Origin of the sequence: Sutcliffiella horikoshii, from assembly GCF_020524325.1 — a bacterium.
Lineage (GTDB): Bacteria > Bacillota > Bacilli > Bacillales > Bacillaceae_I > Sutcliffiella_A > Sutcliffiella_A horikoshii_D.
Genome location: NZ_JAIVKY010000007.1, coordinates 424188 through 441692 on the forward strand (window position 1 = coordinate 424188; position 17505 = coordinate 441692).

At 36.0% G+C, this 17505-nt stretch carries 16 protein-coding genes; 13 read left to right on the plus strand and 3 right to left on the minus strand.

Going from position 1 to position 17505, the window contains the following annotated elements; genetic code table 11:
• The first annotated feature begins 50 nt into the window (after positions 1–50).
• A complete protein-coding gene (locus tag LC091_RS10920) occupies positions 51–821 on the plus strand; it encodes a tyrosine-protein phosphatase (protein ID WP_226682030.1) in 771 nt (256 codons plus the stop codon).
• A 44-nt stretch (positions 822–865) separates the two neighbouring features.
• Here the strand turns inward: LC091_RS10920 and tagU are convergent, their stop codons facing one another.
• A complete protein-coding gene (gene tagU / locus LC091_RS10925) occupies positions 866–1792 on the minus strand; it encodes a polyisoprenyl-teichoic acid--peptidoglycan teichoic acid transferase TagU (protein WP_226682031.1) in 927 nt (308 codons plus the stop codon).
• A gap of 191 nt (positions 1793–1983) precedes the next feature.
• Between tagU and LC091_RS10930 the strand changes: the two genes are divergently transcribed.
• A complete protein-coding gene (locus tag LC091_RS10930; protein WP_226682032.1) occupies positions 1984–2775 on the plus strand; it encodes an SGNH/GDSL hydrolase family protein in 792 nt (263 codons plus the stop codon).
• 38 nt (positions 2776–2813) lie between these two features.
• Here the strand turns inward: LC091_RS10930 and LC091_RS10935 are convergent, their stop codons facing one another.
• Both LC091_RS10935 and LC091_RS10940 read right to left on the minus strand, forming a co-directional pair.
• Complete coding sequence (locus LC091_RS10935; protein WP_226682033.1) at positions 2814–3188, minus strand: hypothetical protein; 375 nt, start codon at positions 3186–3188, stop codon at positions 2814–2816.
• 186 nt (positions 3189–3374) lie between these two features.
• Positions 3375–4442: an acyltransferase gene (locus tag LC091_RS10940; RefSeq protein WP_226682034.1), complete on the minus strand. Its 1068-nt coding sequence runs from the start codon at positions 4440–4442 to the stop codon at positions 3375–3377.
• 304 nt (positions 4443–4746) lie between these two features.
• Here LC091_RS10940 and tuaB point away from each other — a divergent pair, with 304 nt between their 5' ends.
• The 11 genes from tuaB to rfbA all read left to right on the plus strand — a co-directional run bounded on the left by tuaB (position 4747) and on the right by rfbA (position 17491).
• The gene (gene tuaB / locus LC091_RS10945; protein ID WP_226682035.1) at positions 4747–6219 is read left to right on the plus strand and encodes a teichuronic acid biosynthesis protein TuaB; all 1473 of its coding nucleotides are present in this window, start codon (positions 4747–4749) and stop codon (positions 6217–6219) included.
• Positions 6216–7394 (plus strand): glycosyltransferase, encoded by a 1179-nt coding sequence (locus LC091_RS20505; RefSeq protein WP_226682036.1) that lies wholly within the window; start codon positions 6216–6218, stop codon positions 7392–7394. Before tuaB ends, LC091_RS20505 begins: the two co-directional genes overlap by 4 nt.
• A gap of 23 nt (positions 7395–7417) precedes the next feature.
• Complete coding sequence (galU, locus tag LC091_RS10955) at positions 7418–8308, plus strand: UTP--glucose-1-phosphate uridylyltransferase GalU (protein ID WP_264179284.1); 891 nt, start codon at positions 7418–7420, stop codon at positions 8306–8308.
• Between the two features lie 5 nt (positions 8309–8313).
• A complete protein-coding gene (tuaD, locus tag LC091_RS10960) occupies positions 8314–9630 on the plus strand; it encodes a UDP-glucose 6-dehydrogenase TuaD (RefSeq protein ID WP_226682037.1) in 1317 nt (438 codons plus the stop codon).
• Positions 9631–9735: 105 nt separating this feature from the next.
• A complete protein-coding gene (gene tuaE / locus LC091_RS10965) occupies positions 9736–11220 on the plus strand; it encodes a teichuronic acid biosynthesis protein TuaE (RefSeq protein WP_226682038.1) in 1485 nt (494 codons plus the stop codon).
• Positions 11221–11230: 10 nt separating this feature from the next.
• Positions 11231–11914, plus strand: coding sequence for a GumC domain-containing protein (locus LC091_RS10970; protein WP_226682039.1), 684 nt, complete (start codon positions 11231–11233; stop codon positions 11912–11914).
• 15 nt (positions 11915–11929) lie between these two features.
• A complete protein-coding gene (gene tuaG, locus LC091_RS10975) occupies positions 11930–12688 on the plus strand; it encodes a teichuronic acid biosynthesis protein TuaG (RefSeq protein WP_226682040.1) in 759 nt (252 codons plus the stop codon).
• 11 nt (positions 12689–12699) lie between these two features.
• Complete coding sequence (locus LC091_RS10980) at positions 12700–13860, plus strand: glycosyltransferase (RefSeq protein WP_226682041.1); 1161 nt, start codon at positions 12700–12702, stop codon at positions 13858–13860.
• Positions 13861–14143: 283 nt separating this feature from the next.
• On the plus strand, positions 14144–15205 hold the full coding sequence (locus LC091_RS10985; protein ID WP_226682042.1) for a glycosyltransferase family 4 protein: 1062 nt from the start codon (positions 14144–14146) through the stop codon (positions 15203–15205).
• Between the two features lie 155 nt (positions 15206–15360).
• On the plus strand, positions 15361–16596 hold the full coding sequence (locus tag LC091_RS10990; protein ID WP_319003657.1) for a glycosyltransferase: 1236 nt from the start codon (positions 15361–15363) through the stop codon (positions 16594–16596).
• Between the two features lie 16 nt (positions 16597–16612).
• On the plus strand, positions 16613–17491 hold the full coding sequence (gene rfbA, locus LC091_RS10995; protein WP_226682043.1) for a glucose-1-phosphate thymidylyltransferase RfbA: 879 nt from the start codon (positions 16613–16615) through the stop codon (positions 17489–17491).
• Positions 17492–17505 lie beyond the last annotated feature (14 nt).

Consider the following 17505-nt stretch of genomic DNA (forward strand, 5'->3'; position numbering starts at 1 on the left):
ATATAAAGAACGATAGATAGTACAAAAGAACTATATTTGGAGGGGAAATAATGATAGATGTTCATTGCCATATACTTCCAGCTGCCGATGATGGAGCAAGACATATGACGGAGAGCTTGGAAATGGCCAAAGCTGCTGCGAAAGAGGGGATAACGAAAATTGTGGCTACTCCCCATCATAATAATGGTCAATATATGAATTCTAAAGAAGATATATTAGAAAAGGTCAAACAACTAAATAATCGCTTGGAAAAGGAAGGCATTGACATAACCATCCTGCCTGGCCAAGAGTGCCGTATTTCAGGAGAACTATTGGAGCAGTACGAGAGAAATGAACTACTTACTATAAATGATAATGATAGATACGTATTCATCGAGCTACCTTCTAGCCAAGTTCCTCTGTATACTGAAAAAATCATCTATGATGTTCAGCTAAAAGGTTTGACCCCTGTTATTGTTCATCCAGAGCGGAATGCAGAATTGATAGAGAACCCGGAAAAGCTATACCAACTAGTAAAAAAAGGTGCATGCACGCAAGTGACGGCATCAAGTATAGCCGGGAAGTTCGGTAAAAAAATTAAGAAATTTTCATTGGACCTTATTGAAGCAAATCTAACACATCTTGTTGCGTCTGATGCGCATAATCTTAAGAGTAGAAGCTTTCAGATGGCTGAGGCTTATAAAGTTATTGAAAGAGAATGTGGTACAGAAGCAATGTACCTTTTAATGGAAAATGCAGAGCTTTTAGTGGAAGGTTCCATGATGATGAAGGAAATTCCTGAGAGAATTAAAAAGAAGAAATTGTTTGGGCTTTTAGGATAATAGATAAAGAGGGGCTACCGATTATGGTGGCCCCTCTTTATCTATTAATTTGTTCTCGCGACCTCTTCATCAAGATCTAAATGCTCTCTTAAGAGATTGGATAAATTCAAGCGATCTTCTTCTGCAACGATTAGATAGTAGATATTATCAATTCTGGTGCCCGACCCCGTTAATTGATGTTGAGACAAATTGTGACGCGCTTCCTTATAGTTGCTTTGAATCTCCACCATTTCATCAAAGGTCAAGTTTGTTCTTACATTATTTCCAAGAATATCTAATATGTCATCAATTTTCGTTACAGAAGAAATATTTGCTCCCTGATTAATGACACCTTGTATAACATCTCGTTGCCTTTGCTGTCGTCCAAAATCACTATCTATAGAACGCATACGTGAAAAACTTAATGCTTCTTCCCCATTTAATTCAATTTCTCCTAAAGGGAAGTGATGTCCATTCTGACTGAATTCCAGTTTATTATCAACTGTCACTCCCCCGACAGCATCCACGATATCTTTAAAGCTCTCCATGTTCACTTGCACAAAGTAATCGATAGGAATATCTAAGAAATTTTCAACCGTTGCGATGGACATTTCGGGTCCCCCGAATGCATATGCATGATTGATTTTATCTTCAAAACCTTTTCCGATGATCTCTGTTCTAGTATCACGTGGAATACTGACCATCTGCATAGATTTGTCGTTTGGGTTGACAGTCAATACAATCATGGAATCTGAACGCCCTTTGTCACCAGGTCGCTCATCCACACCTAATATTAAAAACGATAAAGGATCCTGTTGATTAAAATCTACTTGTTTCGTTCTTTTGTCGGAATTAACGCGATCAATGGGAGTATGCATGGAACTCGCAGCATTTTCCAAAGATTTATATACACTAAAAGCAAAAATTCCAACACCGATTGTAGATAGGGCGAGTATACTAATTAACACTTTGAACCATTTCTTTTTAAACATGTAACCCTCTTCTTCCTTTTTGTTGTTATTCTTTAAATTATATGGTCTGCGGGCTAACAATACAATATATGAATAGACAAAAAACGTTAGATTATGTAAAAAAATGTTTGATGAGTCACCACTTGTTCATAAATTACATAACTATTGAAAATTATTTAAAAAATAGTATATTTGGTATGAGGTGGTAATAAATGAGAGCGTTAATGACATTGGTTTTATTATTATGTATAGGTACAATTGTTTATGGGAACTATCATTGGAATAGTAAATTAGGAGCGGCGGTAGAAGGAAAAGTAGAAGCTGTTCATAAAAATTCGACAGCAACCGCTACCGAGGTAGTAGATAAAGAGGAATCTAATCAAAGTGATTTTCGTAATCTTCCGATATCCTTGGTAGAAAAATTGCAGGAGAAGATCAAAAACGGGGAAGTCGTCAATTTGGCTATAATAGGATCAGAAGTGAACGCGTTAAATGATGATAGTTGGTCTACTATTTTCATAGAGGAAATGGAACGTACATATGATGGTTTATTTAATATAACTGTAACTGCAGTACAGGGTGAGGTAACGACAAGAGATGTGGTGCAAGGGAACCTTCATTTAGAGAATCTTAAAACTAAACCTGATGTTGTCATATTGGAGCCGTTCTTATTGGAAAGTAACGGGCTAATCTTAATCGAACATTCCTTGCAGAACATCTCAGCTATAATTGAAGATTTAAAAGCTCAAAATCCTGATGTATTCCTCTTCTTACAACCTGCCCAGCCTATCTACAATGCTATATATTATCCGGATGATGTTGAAGCACTGAAGAGTTGGACAGAAGAAAATGGTTATACCTACATTGATCATTGGACAAGCTGGCCAGGCTATCAAACTGATGAACTGAAAGAATATATAAAACCTGAAAGCATCACCCCAAATGAAAAGGGTCATGAGAAATGGGCTGAATTTATGGTCAATTACTTTACAGGAAAAGAATAATACAAAAATCGCACTGTTAATGTTGCGCTTTTTGTATTTTAGAACTTGATTATCGTAATCCAAAGTAAGAAGGTTAAAAAAATAACGCCTGAATAAACATATGAGGCTATTTTCCCGAATCGGGAGTGTGATGTGATGTGTTGGATAAATAATGTCGGAACAACAAGCCAAGGGACGAGCAGCAAGATGGCAAGAAGATAACCAATGACAGAAGATGTATCAAGAGCAAGTTTAAAAGCAAGGGCTGGGAGTATAGTGAGAAATGGACTTATGCAAGTTAGGATGATTAACTTAATTCCAAAAGCCGACATGACCTTATGTAATTCAGACCAGTTCCAATCAGGTCGCCAGTTTTTTACACCGGTGAAGGTGTTTTTCATAAATGGTACAAATTTGTTGGTGATTGCAGTCATATATGGACCCCCCTTGTGCTTCAAATGATCAACTTAGTTTATTCTATGAATTACATTTCACTTCTATGAATGATTTTACTAGATATGTAGGTCAATAGATTAATACCCAATTCGGAAATGGTATTAAACCTAATATTAATGAAAAAGCTGCTTCCAATTTTAAGAAGCAGCTTTTTCCTGTAGATTTTATGCAGATGGTTTAGAACCTCGTGATTTTGGTACAGTGATGATAAGATGGTTCCAAGGCAAAAGTTGTATGATTTTTATCATAGCGATGGATCCGATAAGAATAGCTAAGAATACAAATGGGAAATTCACGGTAGTCCATACGGTTTCTGGTGCAGTGCGAACAAACACATAGATGACGAACATATGAACCAGATAAATTCCCATCGAGAGCTGGCCTATCAGGTTTAGAGTCTTCAACAAGATTTTTGATTTGCTTACATAATCATATAGCCCAATAATAGCAAAAATGATAATTGGTATGTTTAAGAAGTTCCAAGCCCTGTTTGACGAAACAGACCCTTTTGTCTGATATTCGTACATCGTAAAAAATACAACCATAATTAAGGCAACTACTGACACAAGCTTTAACTTTTTTGCGTAGTAGAGGAATGTTCCCCAATTGTAAGCTAGAAACCCACCTAAAACAAAAAAGTATATCCAGTTCAAAAGAAACGCCCGTTGGTCCATAATATAGGCCACCGTGTCCATTTCTGCCGGTGAGGAGTAATATTGAACGGCATAAAAATTTAATCCTAGCGCTATGATTAAAAGGACCGACCAGCTTTTTTTCGAACGGAAAAACTGTAATAAGGGAAATAACAGATAAAACTGAAATACAATGGACATAAAATATAAATGAACGTATGAGTTGCCGAGTAAAAAGTTCACCGTGAACATTTTCTTTCCATCGTTCAAAGGGTTTTTCCCTTCGAAGATGAACATTAATAACAGGTAGAAAATACTCCAAAAAACGAAGGGTGCTCCAATCTTCACCGTTCTGGAAGTCAGGAATCTTTTAAAATCAAATCCTTTTTTTCTTACCTGATAAAAAAGTAAAAAACCACTAATTACTGCAAATAGAGGTGTACCGAATCTGCCTATTTGATTGAAGAAAAATGTCAGGTCGTTATAGCCATCCTGCATATAATAGTAGGTTGCTGAAACGTGTACTAAAAGGACAAGCAGACAGCCAATTGCTCTGATTGATTGTATTTCAAATAGATAATTATTATTGAGATTCTTCAATTTTTAATCACTCCTTTTCAAGGAACGTACACATTGTAACGGAATTATATTAGTATAACAATGGATATATATTGAAAAGATGGAAGGTTGTTATTAGCTTAATAGGATAGTGAAATCAAGTGTAAAATACACCATAGGTTTGTCATCAAAATTTAATTTTGGTAGTGATTTTTTAAAGAAATAACGATGTTTTTGTATGCTATAGTTAAAAAATATTTACTTAGGTGCTAAAAAAAGTTTTAGTTTGTGTGAAATAGTAAATAACTATATAGATGGCCAGTTTACATAAAAGTAGGGGAAATACATGTCAACTATAACAAAGCAGATTCTGACAGGTGCCAAATGGACAGGGATATCCACGGTAATTATTACAGTCATTCAAGTTGTCCAATTCGCCCTGCTTGGAAATCTACTATCTAAAGAGCAATTCGGGATAGTGGGGATGATTACCACGGTCGTCATATTCACACAGATCCTTTTAGATATGGGATTCAGTGCAGCTATCATACAGAAGGAAAAAGTGACAAATGAACAATTATCTACTCTGTATTGGCTCAATATAATAGTAGGTATTGTTTTATTTGTGCTTTTGTATTTTACAAGCCCATTTATTGCTGGTTTCTATAATCAGGATGAACTAATCCCACTTATTAAGGTGCTTGGAATTATGTTCTTAATTGCGCCTATTGGGCAGCAGTTTCAATATCTTCTTCAAAAAGATTTGAATTTTAATTTATTAAGCAAGATAGAAGTACTTGCCAATGTTGCATCATTCTTCAGTCTAGTAGCGCTTGTATTTTTTATACAGGAACTTTATGCATATGTCATATCGCAAGTTTTCTTGCATTCCTTAAAAGGGATATTATTCTTTGTAGTTTATTCAAAGAAATGGAAACCTTCTTTCATATTCAATTTCGCATCGATAAAAGAGTTGATGTCTTTTGGAATTTTTCAACTCATGTCTCGACTAGTCAACAGAATTGGGGCCAATATCGACTATATCTTGATAGGACGTTTTCTAGGAGCAGAGGCTTTGGGAATCTACTCACTTGCTTATCAGGTAGTAACCATACCTGTCCAGAAAATCAACCCAATCATAACGAGAGTAGCATTTCCCGTCTTTTCACGAAGTCAGTCTGATAATGCTCTGTTGTCAGAAGGATTCCTTAATGTCACAAAGATATTGGCGCTTGTCAGCTTGCCACTTCTTCTAGGTTTGATAGCGATCTCCGATGTATTTATCGAAGTGTTTTTCGGAGAGAGATGGTTAGTTGCCGCACCTATCTTAAGCATCCTGGCTATTGTCGGAATTCTTCGTGTCTTAATGAATCCTAACGGATCTGTCATACTTGCAAAAGGAAAAGCAAATATCGCCTTTTACTGGGATTTTGGGGTGATGCTACTCTATGGGTTTACGATGTATTACGCCACCAAATACGATATTTATGTTGTAGCCTGGACCTATGTAATTACAAGTTTTATTAATTTCTTCATCGGAAGATGGTTATTGAAGAGACTGATTGACCTCCACTTAGGAGAATATATAAAAACACTAATGAAGCCATTATTTGTTACTGGTCTAATGGCAGGAATTGTTTATTTCTTAAAAATATGGCTTTATGCTACGGATTGGCTAACCACACCATTCATTATGGTAATTACAGTGACAGTAGGTGGACTCATTTACTTTGCTGCAGTTTTTTTCGCCTATCCTGAAATAAAAAAATGGAATATAACACAAAAACTATTAAAGCGTAATAGGAGGGAATCGGTGTGAGAGTCTTATTTATAACAAGTATCTACCCTTCTGAACATAAACCGGCTGCGGGCGTCTTTCATCAAACACAAGCAGATTCATTGCAAGAATTAGGGGTGAAGGTTGATGTTGTATGTCCAGTTCCTTATACCCCGAAATTTCTCGGTGTCATTAATAAAAGGTACCAAGAATACCTAAATCAGCCATTACACTATAAACGGGCTGGAATCGATATCTATCGCCCCCGGTTCCTTGCCTATCCTGGACAACTAAAATGGTCTCAGCCTCATAAGCGATTTGCTGCAGCGGTCGATAGGGCAATTAAAGAGAACGACTTGGAATTTGATGTGATTCATGCTCATCTTGCCATGCCAGCTGGAGGTGCAGCAGCTATTATTGCCAAGAAGTACAACAAGCCATATGTACTTACATTGCACGGAAGTGATGTGAATGTGTATCCACATTACAGCAAGGGTGCAATGGAGGCTTTCCGATTTGCTGTAAGAAATGCGGAAGAAGTGATTGCTGTAAGTGGAGCTCTTGCAGGGGAGACCGAGCGGCTGACTGGAGTGAAACCCCGAGTCCTTGCGATTGGGATTGATATGGAGAGGTTTAAGGGGGAAGCTTTGGAGAAAGAGAACAAAAGGGAATTAAGACAGCAATTAAACTTACCACCAGATAAAAAGTTACTGTTATATATAGGAAGGTTAGTGGAAGAGAAAGGAATGAGAGAGTTATCTCAGACTATGGATGAGCTTGACGATCGCTTCCGATTGGTGTTAGTAGGAGATGGCCCGTTATCGGAAATGCTGACATCCAATAATAAAATTATCCAAGTTGGTGTTGTACCCAATGAACTGGTGAAAGAATATCTACAGGCTTCTGATATATTTGTCCTTCCTTCTTACAATGAAGGGATGCCTACTGTGATAATTGAAGCGATGGCATTACGAGTACCTGTGTTATCATCTAATGTAGGAGGTATTCCTGAGTTATTTGATGAGTTTAAAAATTTGCTAATAGAGCCTAAATCTGATAAACAAATAAGAGAAAGCGTGCTAGATTACATTGATAAGGGAAAATACTCTCCTTCTACGATTGAATTTTTTTATGAAAAAGTCACACGCTTGTATGACGTCACATTCAATTCGAGTAAATTGATTGATTTGTACAAAAGCCTGAACAATTTAAAGTAACTCTATATGATGAGGTGGATATTATGACGATAAAAAAAGTTATCATTCCTGCTGCAGGTTTGGGAACCCGCTTCCTTCCAGCAACAAAAGCGCAACCCAAAGAAATGTTGCCGATAGTCGATAAACCTACGATCCAGTATATTGTTGAAGAAGCAGTCCAATCAGGTATTGAAGACATCATTATTGTAAGTGGTAGAGGAAAGAGAGCAATTGAAGACCATTTTGATAAATCATACGAATTAGAAGAAACGTTAGTGAAAAAAGAGAAATTTAAAATGCTTGATGAGATTCAATCTATCGCAAATTTGGCAAACATTCACTATATACGTCAAAAAGAACCGCTAGGGTTAGGGCATGCTATCTGGTGTGCGAGAAAGTTCATTGGAAATGACCCATTTGGAGTAATGCTTGGTGACGATATTGTAAAAGGAGATACTCCTTGTTTACAGCAACTAATAGATGTGTATGATAAATATGAATCTTCTGTTGTTGGTGTTCAAAGTGTTCCGGATGAGGATGTTTCAAAATACGGAATTATTTCTCCTGCTAACGGTGAATTGGAAGGTAACGTTGTAAATGTAGCAGGATTTGTAGAAAAACCTTCTTTAGAAAATGCGCCTTCTAATTTTGCTATTATGGGTAGATATATTTTAACTCCAGAGATTTTTGAAATCTTAGAAAACACCCCAAAAGGATCCGGTGGTGAAATTCAATTAACAGATGCTATTAACACCTTAAACGAACAACGACGTGTATTAGCTTACCAATTTGGCGGTGTTCGTTATGATGTTGGAGATAAGTTTGGATTTATTAAAGCAACTGTTGATTTTGCTTTGGACCGCGAAGATTTAAAAGATGATGTGAAGGCATACTTAAACAAACTCTATCAGGCGAATTACATCACGAAAGGATAATTAATATGAAAAAAATAGCTGTTATTGGTACTGGATACGTAGGGTTAGTATCAGGTACTTGTTTCTCGGAAATAGGTAACAAAGTCACATGTTGTGATATTAATGAAGATAAAATTAATAGTCTCCAGAATGGTGTCATTCCAATTTATGAACCAGGATTGGAAGAGATGGTAAAGAGAAATGTCGAAGAAGGACGTTTATCTTTTACACATGAAATTCCTAAGGCTATGCAAGAAGCTGATGTTATTTATATCGCTGTAGGAACCCCTATGGCGGAAACAGGTGAAGCGGACCTTCGCTATGTTGATGCGGTTGCAAGTACCATTGGAGAAAATCTAAATGGCTATAAAGTAGTAGTTAATAAAAGTACTGTCCCAGTTGGTACAGGGAAAAGAGTCTACAATATTATTAAAGAAGTATCAGGAGGAAGTCAGGAATTTGATGTTGTATCCAACCCTGAATTTCTTCGTGAAGGTACAGCAATTGACGACACGATGAACATGGAGCGGGCAGTTATCGGTGCAACAAGTGACAAAGCTGCTAATATTATTGAGGAATTACATGCACCTTTTAATACAGTCATCATTAAATCTGATGTAGAAAGTGCAGAGATGATTAAATATGCTTCTAACTCTTTCCTAGCAACGAAAATCTCTTTCATAAATGATATTGCTAATATCTGTGAAAAAGTTGGAGCGGACGTTACGAAAGTTGCAGAAGGAATGGGTTTTGACAGTCGTATTGGGAGAAAATTTTTAAACGCCGGGATTGGTTATGGAGGCTCTTGCTTCCCAAAAGATACAAGTGCACTCCTGCATATAGCTCAATCAGTAGGGTATGATTTTAAACTTATTAGAGCAGTTATTGAAACGAATGAGCATCAAAAGAACCTCCTCACTAAAAAGGTAGAGGATGTAGTTGGAGATATAGCAGGGAAAACCATCGCTGTATTAGGTCTGGCTTTTAAACCCAATACCGATGATATGCGTGATGCACCATCCCTTGAAATTGTACCTGAATTAGTCAAGAAAAACGCTCGTGTCAAAGCGTTTGAACCAATAGCATATCATGAAGCGTATAAGCACTTTGGAGACTCTATCGAATATTATGAAGATGTTTACGAGACGTTAGAAGAAGCTGATTTATGTGTGATTGTTACAGATAACCCACAGGTAAAGCAACTGGATTTGAAGAAGGTAAGAGATATTCTTAAAACACCGGTTATTATTGATGGCCGAAACTGCTTCACACTTGAGGAAATGAAGAGGCATTCCTTTATCTACCACTCAATAGGAAGACCAGTATTAGAAGGTGAAGAATAAGAAAAACTAAATAGAACAGAATAGATTATGGGATTTCTTTAAATGAAAATTTGGAGAAATCCCTCTTACCTATGAAATCACTCTTGGTATATAAGGAGGGACAAGATGAACCCAGGCACAGTAAAAAATGCCCCCTTTTGGACAGGAGCTGTGTTGCTCTTTCTAGGAATAATAGTCACACTTGCTGCGATTAAGCTCGAAATGAGTAGCTACGTTCCTTTTGTCCTATTGAATTTTGGCGTTATCATGTTGCTTTTATTTAAAAAATATATTTTTAATATGGATTTTATCTTAGTGACAATTTATGTTTTGCTTGCATCTACCTTTTTAAATAATGCATTCTTTTCGGTGAATTTGGGTTTTTTCAGTTTGTTTCCCTATAGAATATTATTAATTATCGTAGGGGCTTTAATTGTCTTAAACCTTTACAGGAGTAATTTCAGAGAAAACCTCTGGTCAGACTGGAAGAATGTAAAAGTTAAAGGAAGCCTGCTATTTTTTGTGTTTTGGTTATATTATGCTTTGTTCACGTTACTTTGGGCAAAGTCTGTAAACGATGGAATTAAGTACATATCTATTTTGGTTATGGGGATATTCTTGCTCTTTGTTGTTACTCTTTTTATTAATAATGTTAATAGATTAACCGTATTCTTCTACATATGGGTGTCTATGTCGATTTTTCTAATGCTGATAGGGTACGTAAACAATTTGTTTGAGTTTCAATTGCCAAGTTCTACTCTTTACGATGGGCCAGAATACAAGGCTCATTACCCAACGGCTGTCTTTTTCAATCAAAATGATTTTGCGACCTTCTTATCTATTACTTTGTTTTTCTTCTTATCCTTAATTAGGAATGGCAAAAGCTTGTCTGTAAAAATTGTTGGGATTGTACTTTCATTAGGGGCGCTTCATCTCATTATGCTAACAGACTCTAGGGCAAGCCAGTTGGCTGCAGTAGCGGGAGTAGGATTATATCTATTTTTATTGAGTAGTACCTACATTAAAAAATGGTTACTGATTATGGGATCCGTTGGAACAGCTTTATTCATTGCAATTTTTTACAGTAAGTTGTGGGAGAAAATTAGCTCTTTGTTCTTCAGTCCAACAATCCGAGATTTTTCAGCTGCTCTACCATCTAATGAGGGAAGGGCAAATTTAATGAGAAATGCATTGTATTTTACATTTGATTCCTTTGGCTTGGGGATTGGTGCGGGAAATGCTGAGTATTATATGGAGAACTACTCCATATTCGACACAGATGAAGTAGTGAATATTCATTTTTGGTTCTTAGAGATTTTAACTAATTTTGGGATAATTGTGTTTCTTGGGTATATCACCTTATATGCATATTTAATGTACAAGCTATATCAATATTATCAAAGAGGTTTAACTAATAATTATAAGTTGTTTGTAGAAGCATTATTAGTTAGCCTAGGTGCCTTTGTATTCTCAAGTATAAGCCCTAGTTCTGTAGCGAACCTCTATTTCCATTGGGTATTGTTTGCATTTGCTTTAGCAACGTTAAATGTTCTAAGGAACCAATCAGCATCCAACAGTTTACCGAAAATATCCCAGCCGCCTGGTTACTAAGGAGGAAATTATGGAAAATTTAATTCATGCAATAGTGAAAAGAGTAAAAAGAAGTCTCCCCTTTATCATTATCATTCCCTTGCTACTAGCGGGGCTTGGGTACTTTTTTGAAACGAACTCAAAGAGTGTTATTACCTATCGTGGGGAGGCTGTCGTTTCCTTAGGTTATTATGATGATATGAATCTGAATGAGTCTGAAACAGCTAAACCAATTCTTTTGAATTATTCTTTTTTGAATGATTTATTCAAAAGCTATACTAGAGAAGAAATAGAGGAAATTAAATCAACTGTCAAAGTGGATACTCCCTCTTCCTCTCGCATGTCTATAAGTTATGAAGGAGAATCTGAGGAAAAGGTAAGAGAAGTTCTGACAACCCTTGTCGAAGGCTTTTTAGCGTATGATTCCGAAAACTTTGAAGAAAAACAATCTGTGTTAGAAACCAATTTCCGAGAATTGGAAAAAGAGACAGTCAGTCAAGCAGCAAAAGTAGAAAAGCAAAGATTTATATATGAGTTGCAGACAGACTTGCTAGCTATATATCCTGCAGAATTAGCTGAGCCCATTAAAGTAAATGAATTTAAAATGGAAGACTTTTCAGCGAAAAAACGAGCTGTTTTGGGCGGATTAATTGGCGTGAGCATTGCATTTGCTTATGTAGCAATTCCGATATTATTTAGAGAAGAAACTTTGTAAGGTGGTGTATAGTTTATGTCTTCGCCTTCAGTGTCCGTCATCACTCCATCTTATAATGCAGAGAAGTTTATACAGGAGACAATAAATTCTGTAAAAGGACAAACCATGACAGATTGGGAAATGATAATTGTTGATGATTGCTCCAGCGATCGTACAAGAGACATCCTTAAGGAAAATGCAGCTATTGACTCTAGAATAAAGGTAATTCTACTTGAAAAAAATAGTGGTGCTGCAGTAGCAAGAAATACAGCATTAAAAAATGCACGAGGAAATTTCATTGCTTTTTTAGATAGTGATGACCTATGGAAACCCGAAAAGCTTGAAAAACAAATCCAGTATATGAAGAAGAATGACTTTGCTTTTACTTTTTCTGCCTATGAATTAATGGATGAAGAAAGTCAGATGCTTCAAAAAGTAATAAAAGCACCAGAAAGCATTGATTATAAAGGGCTGTTGAAAAATACAATTATCGGTTGTCTTACTGTAATGCTTGATCGAAGCAAAGTTGGTGATGTACAGATGCCAGATATTAGAACACGACAGGATTTTGCCCTTTGGTTGTCAATTTTACGTAAAGGCCATATTGCACACGGTATACAGGAGCCTTTGTCCATCTACAGGCTTGTTGAAGGGTCGATATCAAGTAACAAACTTAAGACTGCAAAAAGAAACTGGTATGTATATAGGGAAATTGAAAAATTGAGTCTTCCTTATGCAAGTTGGTGCTTTGTCAACTATGCCTTCTATGCACTTAAAAAACGATTAGAAGCTTAAAGGGTGATTTTATGAATAATAAAAAAAATATACATGTCATTGTGGCCACAGGTGAATGGGATCAGGACAATCTAAGGTATAGGCGGCATAGGCTAGCTGAGTATCTTGAGTCTCATCCTGATACAGAGGAAGTAATCTGGGTATGTCCTTCCATAACAAAACATGCAGACTCTTTCAGGTTACTTGAGAATGGCATTAAACAGTATACTGCCAATGATATTCACTCTCACAAGCTCTCACGGTTCGGCCGATATTTTGACATTTTTTATAAAGGGAAGCTGCAACGTTTAAAAAGGTATTTGGATGGAAAAAGCACTCAATCGTCTTTATACCTCTGGTGCACATTTCCTGGTTTTCCGGGAATGGTGGACCTTTGTGCATGGAAAGAAACTATTTATGATTGCAGTGACTATTGGGCATCTTCTATAACAGGAAATAAAAATATAGTATTAATGATGAGAGAGAAAAGTATTTTGCAGGCGGAAAAAAGAATCGCGGAAAATGTTGACAAGATCTTCTGCACATCCGATTTTCTTTATGAGAATCTGAAACAGGAATATAACATCAAGGCTGATCAGTTCGTAATGGAAAATGGTGTAGAATATGATTTGTTTCAAACATCTGAAAAACCTACGGGAATGGAAAGGAAATCTGATTTGGTTTTAGGTTTTATTGGAGGAATTAAACCAAAGTTGGATTTTGACATGCTTTATCGCCTAATGAGTCTGAAGTCAAATTGGGAGCTATTGCTTGTTGGGCCTGATGGAACAGATGGTCATCCAGACTTCAAAAAGTTACAGTCCCTAAACAATGTAAAATGGGTAGGTAAAGTTCCGCCAATGGAAGTGCCACATTATATGAATGCTTTAGATATTGGTATCCTACCATATATAAAATCACCATATAATAATGCAGTATTTCCACTTAAGCTCTTTGAATTTCTTGGTGCTGGGAAGCCGGTAGTGGGAATGAACCTTCCTTCTACACAGAAATTTTCTGAGCAAAATGTGTATGAGTATCTTATAAACGATACAGCAGATAATGTCATTGCAACTTGCGAAACACTTACTTCCACAAGCAATGCCTCTATTGTGAAAAGGAGAAAAGAGTTGGCAGCATCAAAGGACTGGAAAAATATTTTTGAAAAGATGTATCAAATAGTAATGAAATAACAGAAAAACCCCTGACGAACTTTTCTTGTCAGGGGTTTTTCTATGTATGAGCTTTATCCTCCTAGCAGATGTAACTTTTTAACAGGTTTTTCGTCTATTGATATGGGTATTGTATAAAGTACAGCTTGTAAAATTTCTTAAAGTCTTTGTTACATTCTTAACTCAATTATAATGTGGAATTCCTTATGAGCTTTGCTAAAATTAGAACGTAATCAGGTGAAAACAAGTCCGATAATTGGATTCCGATATACTATATGAAAAATAATACTAGGTGGTTATCAAAATGGACATAAATTTACTTATCACATTTATTGCATCCTTTGTTACGGTTCTTTTTGTTACACCGTTAATAATAAAACTTGCCCATAAAATCGGGGCAACGGATAAGCCGAACAAACGTAAAGTTCATCAAAAGATAATGCCGAGACTTGGTGGACTTGCAATTTTTATTGGAGTCATTGTTGGTTATATGGTCTCAGGACTATATGATGAGAGAATATACGGTATTATTGTAGGTGCAATTATTATTGTCATAATTGGTGTCCTCGATGATATGTATGAATTGAAAGCAAGAACGAAACTATTGGGTCAGTTCCTTGTTGCAGGGGTAGTTGTATACACAGGACTAAAAATTGAGTTTCTAACCATTCCATTTGTAGTGGAGCGCTTTGATCTTGGTTGGATGGCAATTCCAATTACAATAATCTGGATTATAGGAATCACAAATGCAATAAACTTAATTGATGGCCTAGATGGCTTGGCAGCAGGGATATCTTCTATCGCAATCGCAACATTGGCTGTCATGGCTGGGATAGCTGGAAAAGAGCTAATTTTAACATTGTGTCTTGTCATTTTGGCAAGTACCATAGGGTTTCTGTTTTTCAACTTTCATCCGGCAAAAATCTTTATGGGCGATACCGGGGCGCTCTTTCTAGGATATTGTATAGCAGTACTTTCCTTATTAGGGTTATATAAAAGCGTTACCTTGTTCAGTTTTTTAATCCCCATAATTATTCTTGGGGTACCAGTGTTCGATACTGCATTCGCCATTATCAGGAGAATACTAAACAAGCAGCCAATTTCAGCCCCTGATAAAAGTCACTTACACCATAGGCTATTGGCGAAGGGGATTTCTCATCGAAATACAGTTTTGCTAATTTACGCATTCGGTATATTCTTTAGTATCTGTGCGGTGTTGCTAACCACAGCGACATTTTTTGGAGCAATTCTCATTTTTGCTGCACTAATTGTAATTACTCAATTCATTGCAGAGCTTGTTGGAATCATTAACGCAAAGTACAAACCGGTGATGGATTTTTATAAAAAGGTAACAGGGAAAAATTAAATTAACAATTAAGTCACTTGCAATCAGTAATTGTATTTATACAGGTTGCAAGTTTTTTTGTGTCTATTTTTAACACAAATTATATTAATAATACAAAGGATGGAAACTCTACCTGATAAAGAAAGGGTTTTATTATATTACTTTTTTTGCTATGATTGAAAGCGACAAATTTCCCTAAAACTTTAAAAAAATTGTTAATAAATATTTTTCAAGAAAGGTTTATATTAATGAAAAAAATTAAAGTCTTGTTTTTTATTTATCAGATGGGTGGAGGAGGAGCTGCACGCACTTTATTAAATATTATTAACAACTTAGACCGTGCAAAATTTCAACCTGTTTTAGTGACATTAGACTACAACGGTACTTACGAAGAACAACTAAAGAACGATGTTTTATTTATAAAATTAAAATCTAAAAGGCTAAGTAGGTCAGTCTTTGAATTAGCTAAGATAATAAGAATTAATAAAATTGATTTAATATTTAGTACTATTCCCCGAGTAAATACTATAGCTATATTAGCTAAATTAATCTCCTTTACTAATGTGAAATGTGTGATAAGGGAAGCGGACAATTTAGGCGGGGATTTTAAAACTGATATTTTATTAAGATTCTTCGGTTTTATGTATAAATTTTCAAATCAGGTTATTTCTCTTTCTAATGGGGTAAAACGGAACCTAATAGAACGTTACAAAGTTAAAGCAAAAGATATAGAAGTAATCTACAACCCTGTCGATATATCTGCGATTAAAAGAAGTCTTCACTACGGTGAAATTGATGAAGAAGACAAATCATTGTTCAATACTAACAAAAAGATTGTTCTAACTGCGGGTAGATTAGTTTCACAAAAAGACCATAGGACTCTATTGAAAGCTTTTGCTAAAATGAATGCTAAAATACCTAGTGAATTGTTGATACTTGGTACCGGCCCTCTTAAAAATCAATTGAAAGAGTTATGTGATGAGCTGGGAATAAGAAATGCAGTGCATTTTTTAGGTTTTAAGAAAAACCCATATGTTTATATAATGCATGCAGATCTATTTGTTCTTTCTTCTAAGCATGAAGGGTTTAGTCATGTTATTGCAGAGGCTTTAGCTTCTGAAACTCCTGTTGTATCAACTAATTGCAAATCTGGTCCAGAAGAGGTATTACAAAAAGGGGAATATGGAAAGCTCTGTGCAGTAGGTGACTACGAAGCATTAGCAGCCAGGATGTATGAAATTTTGACCTTGGAAAAATATGAATTGGAATCTATGATAGCTAAAGGTAAAAAGCGTGCAAATGATTTTGATGCATCAACAATTGTTAAACAATATGAAGAAGTATTTTTGAAAACTCTAAATAAGCATAATTATAATGGCACGCAGAAAAATACAAAGATGATTGAAGCATAAAAAGGAGACACGAGATATGAAAGGAATTATTCTGGCAGGGGGAAGTGGAACTCGTCTTTATCCCTTGACAATGGTTACAAGCAAACAGTTACTACCGGTTTATGATAAACCGATGATTTATTATCCTCTTTCCACTTTAATGTTAGCAGGGATAAAAGATATTCTAATTATTTCTACACCTGAAGACACACCAAGGTTTGAGGCTTTATTGAAAGATGGTTCCCAATTTGGAATCAACCTTCAATATAAGGTTCAAGAAAGTCCTGATGGATTGGCACAAGCTTTCATTATTGGTGAAGAGTTTATTGGTAATGACTCAGTAGCGATGATATTAGGGGATAATATTTATTATGGTAGTGGAATGAGGAAGATGCTTCAAAGGGCTGCTAATAAAGATGCAGGGGCTACTGTTTTTGGATATCATGTACAGGATCCAGAGCGCTTTGGAGTCGTAGAATTTGATGAGGCTGGAAAGGTTTTAAGTGTTGAAGAAAAACCAGAACAGCCAAAATCGAATTACGCAATAACAGGTCTTTATTTCTATGATAATCGGGTGTTAGACATTGCCAAAAATGTAAAGCCTTCTAAAAGAGGAGAACTTGAAATCACCTCTATCAACGAAGCATACTTGGAGTTGGGTGAGTTAACTGTAGAGCTTTTAGGCCGCGGTTTCACATGGCTTGATACTGGTACTCACCAAAGTTTGGTCGAAGCTACAAATTTTGTACGAACAGTAGAAGAGCATCAAGGAATAAAAATTGCAGCTCCTGAAGAAATTGCCTATATTAATGGCTGGATTCCCAAGGATGCCCTTTGGGAAGCAGGAGAAGGACTTAACAAAACAGGTTATGGTCAATACTTAATGAAAGTCGCTAATGGCGAGATTAAATATTAGATATAGGGAGATTA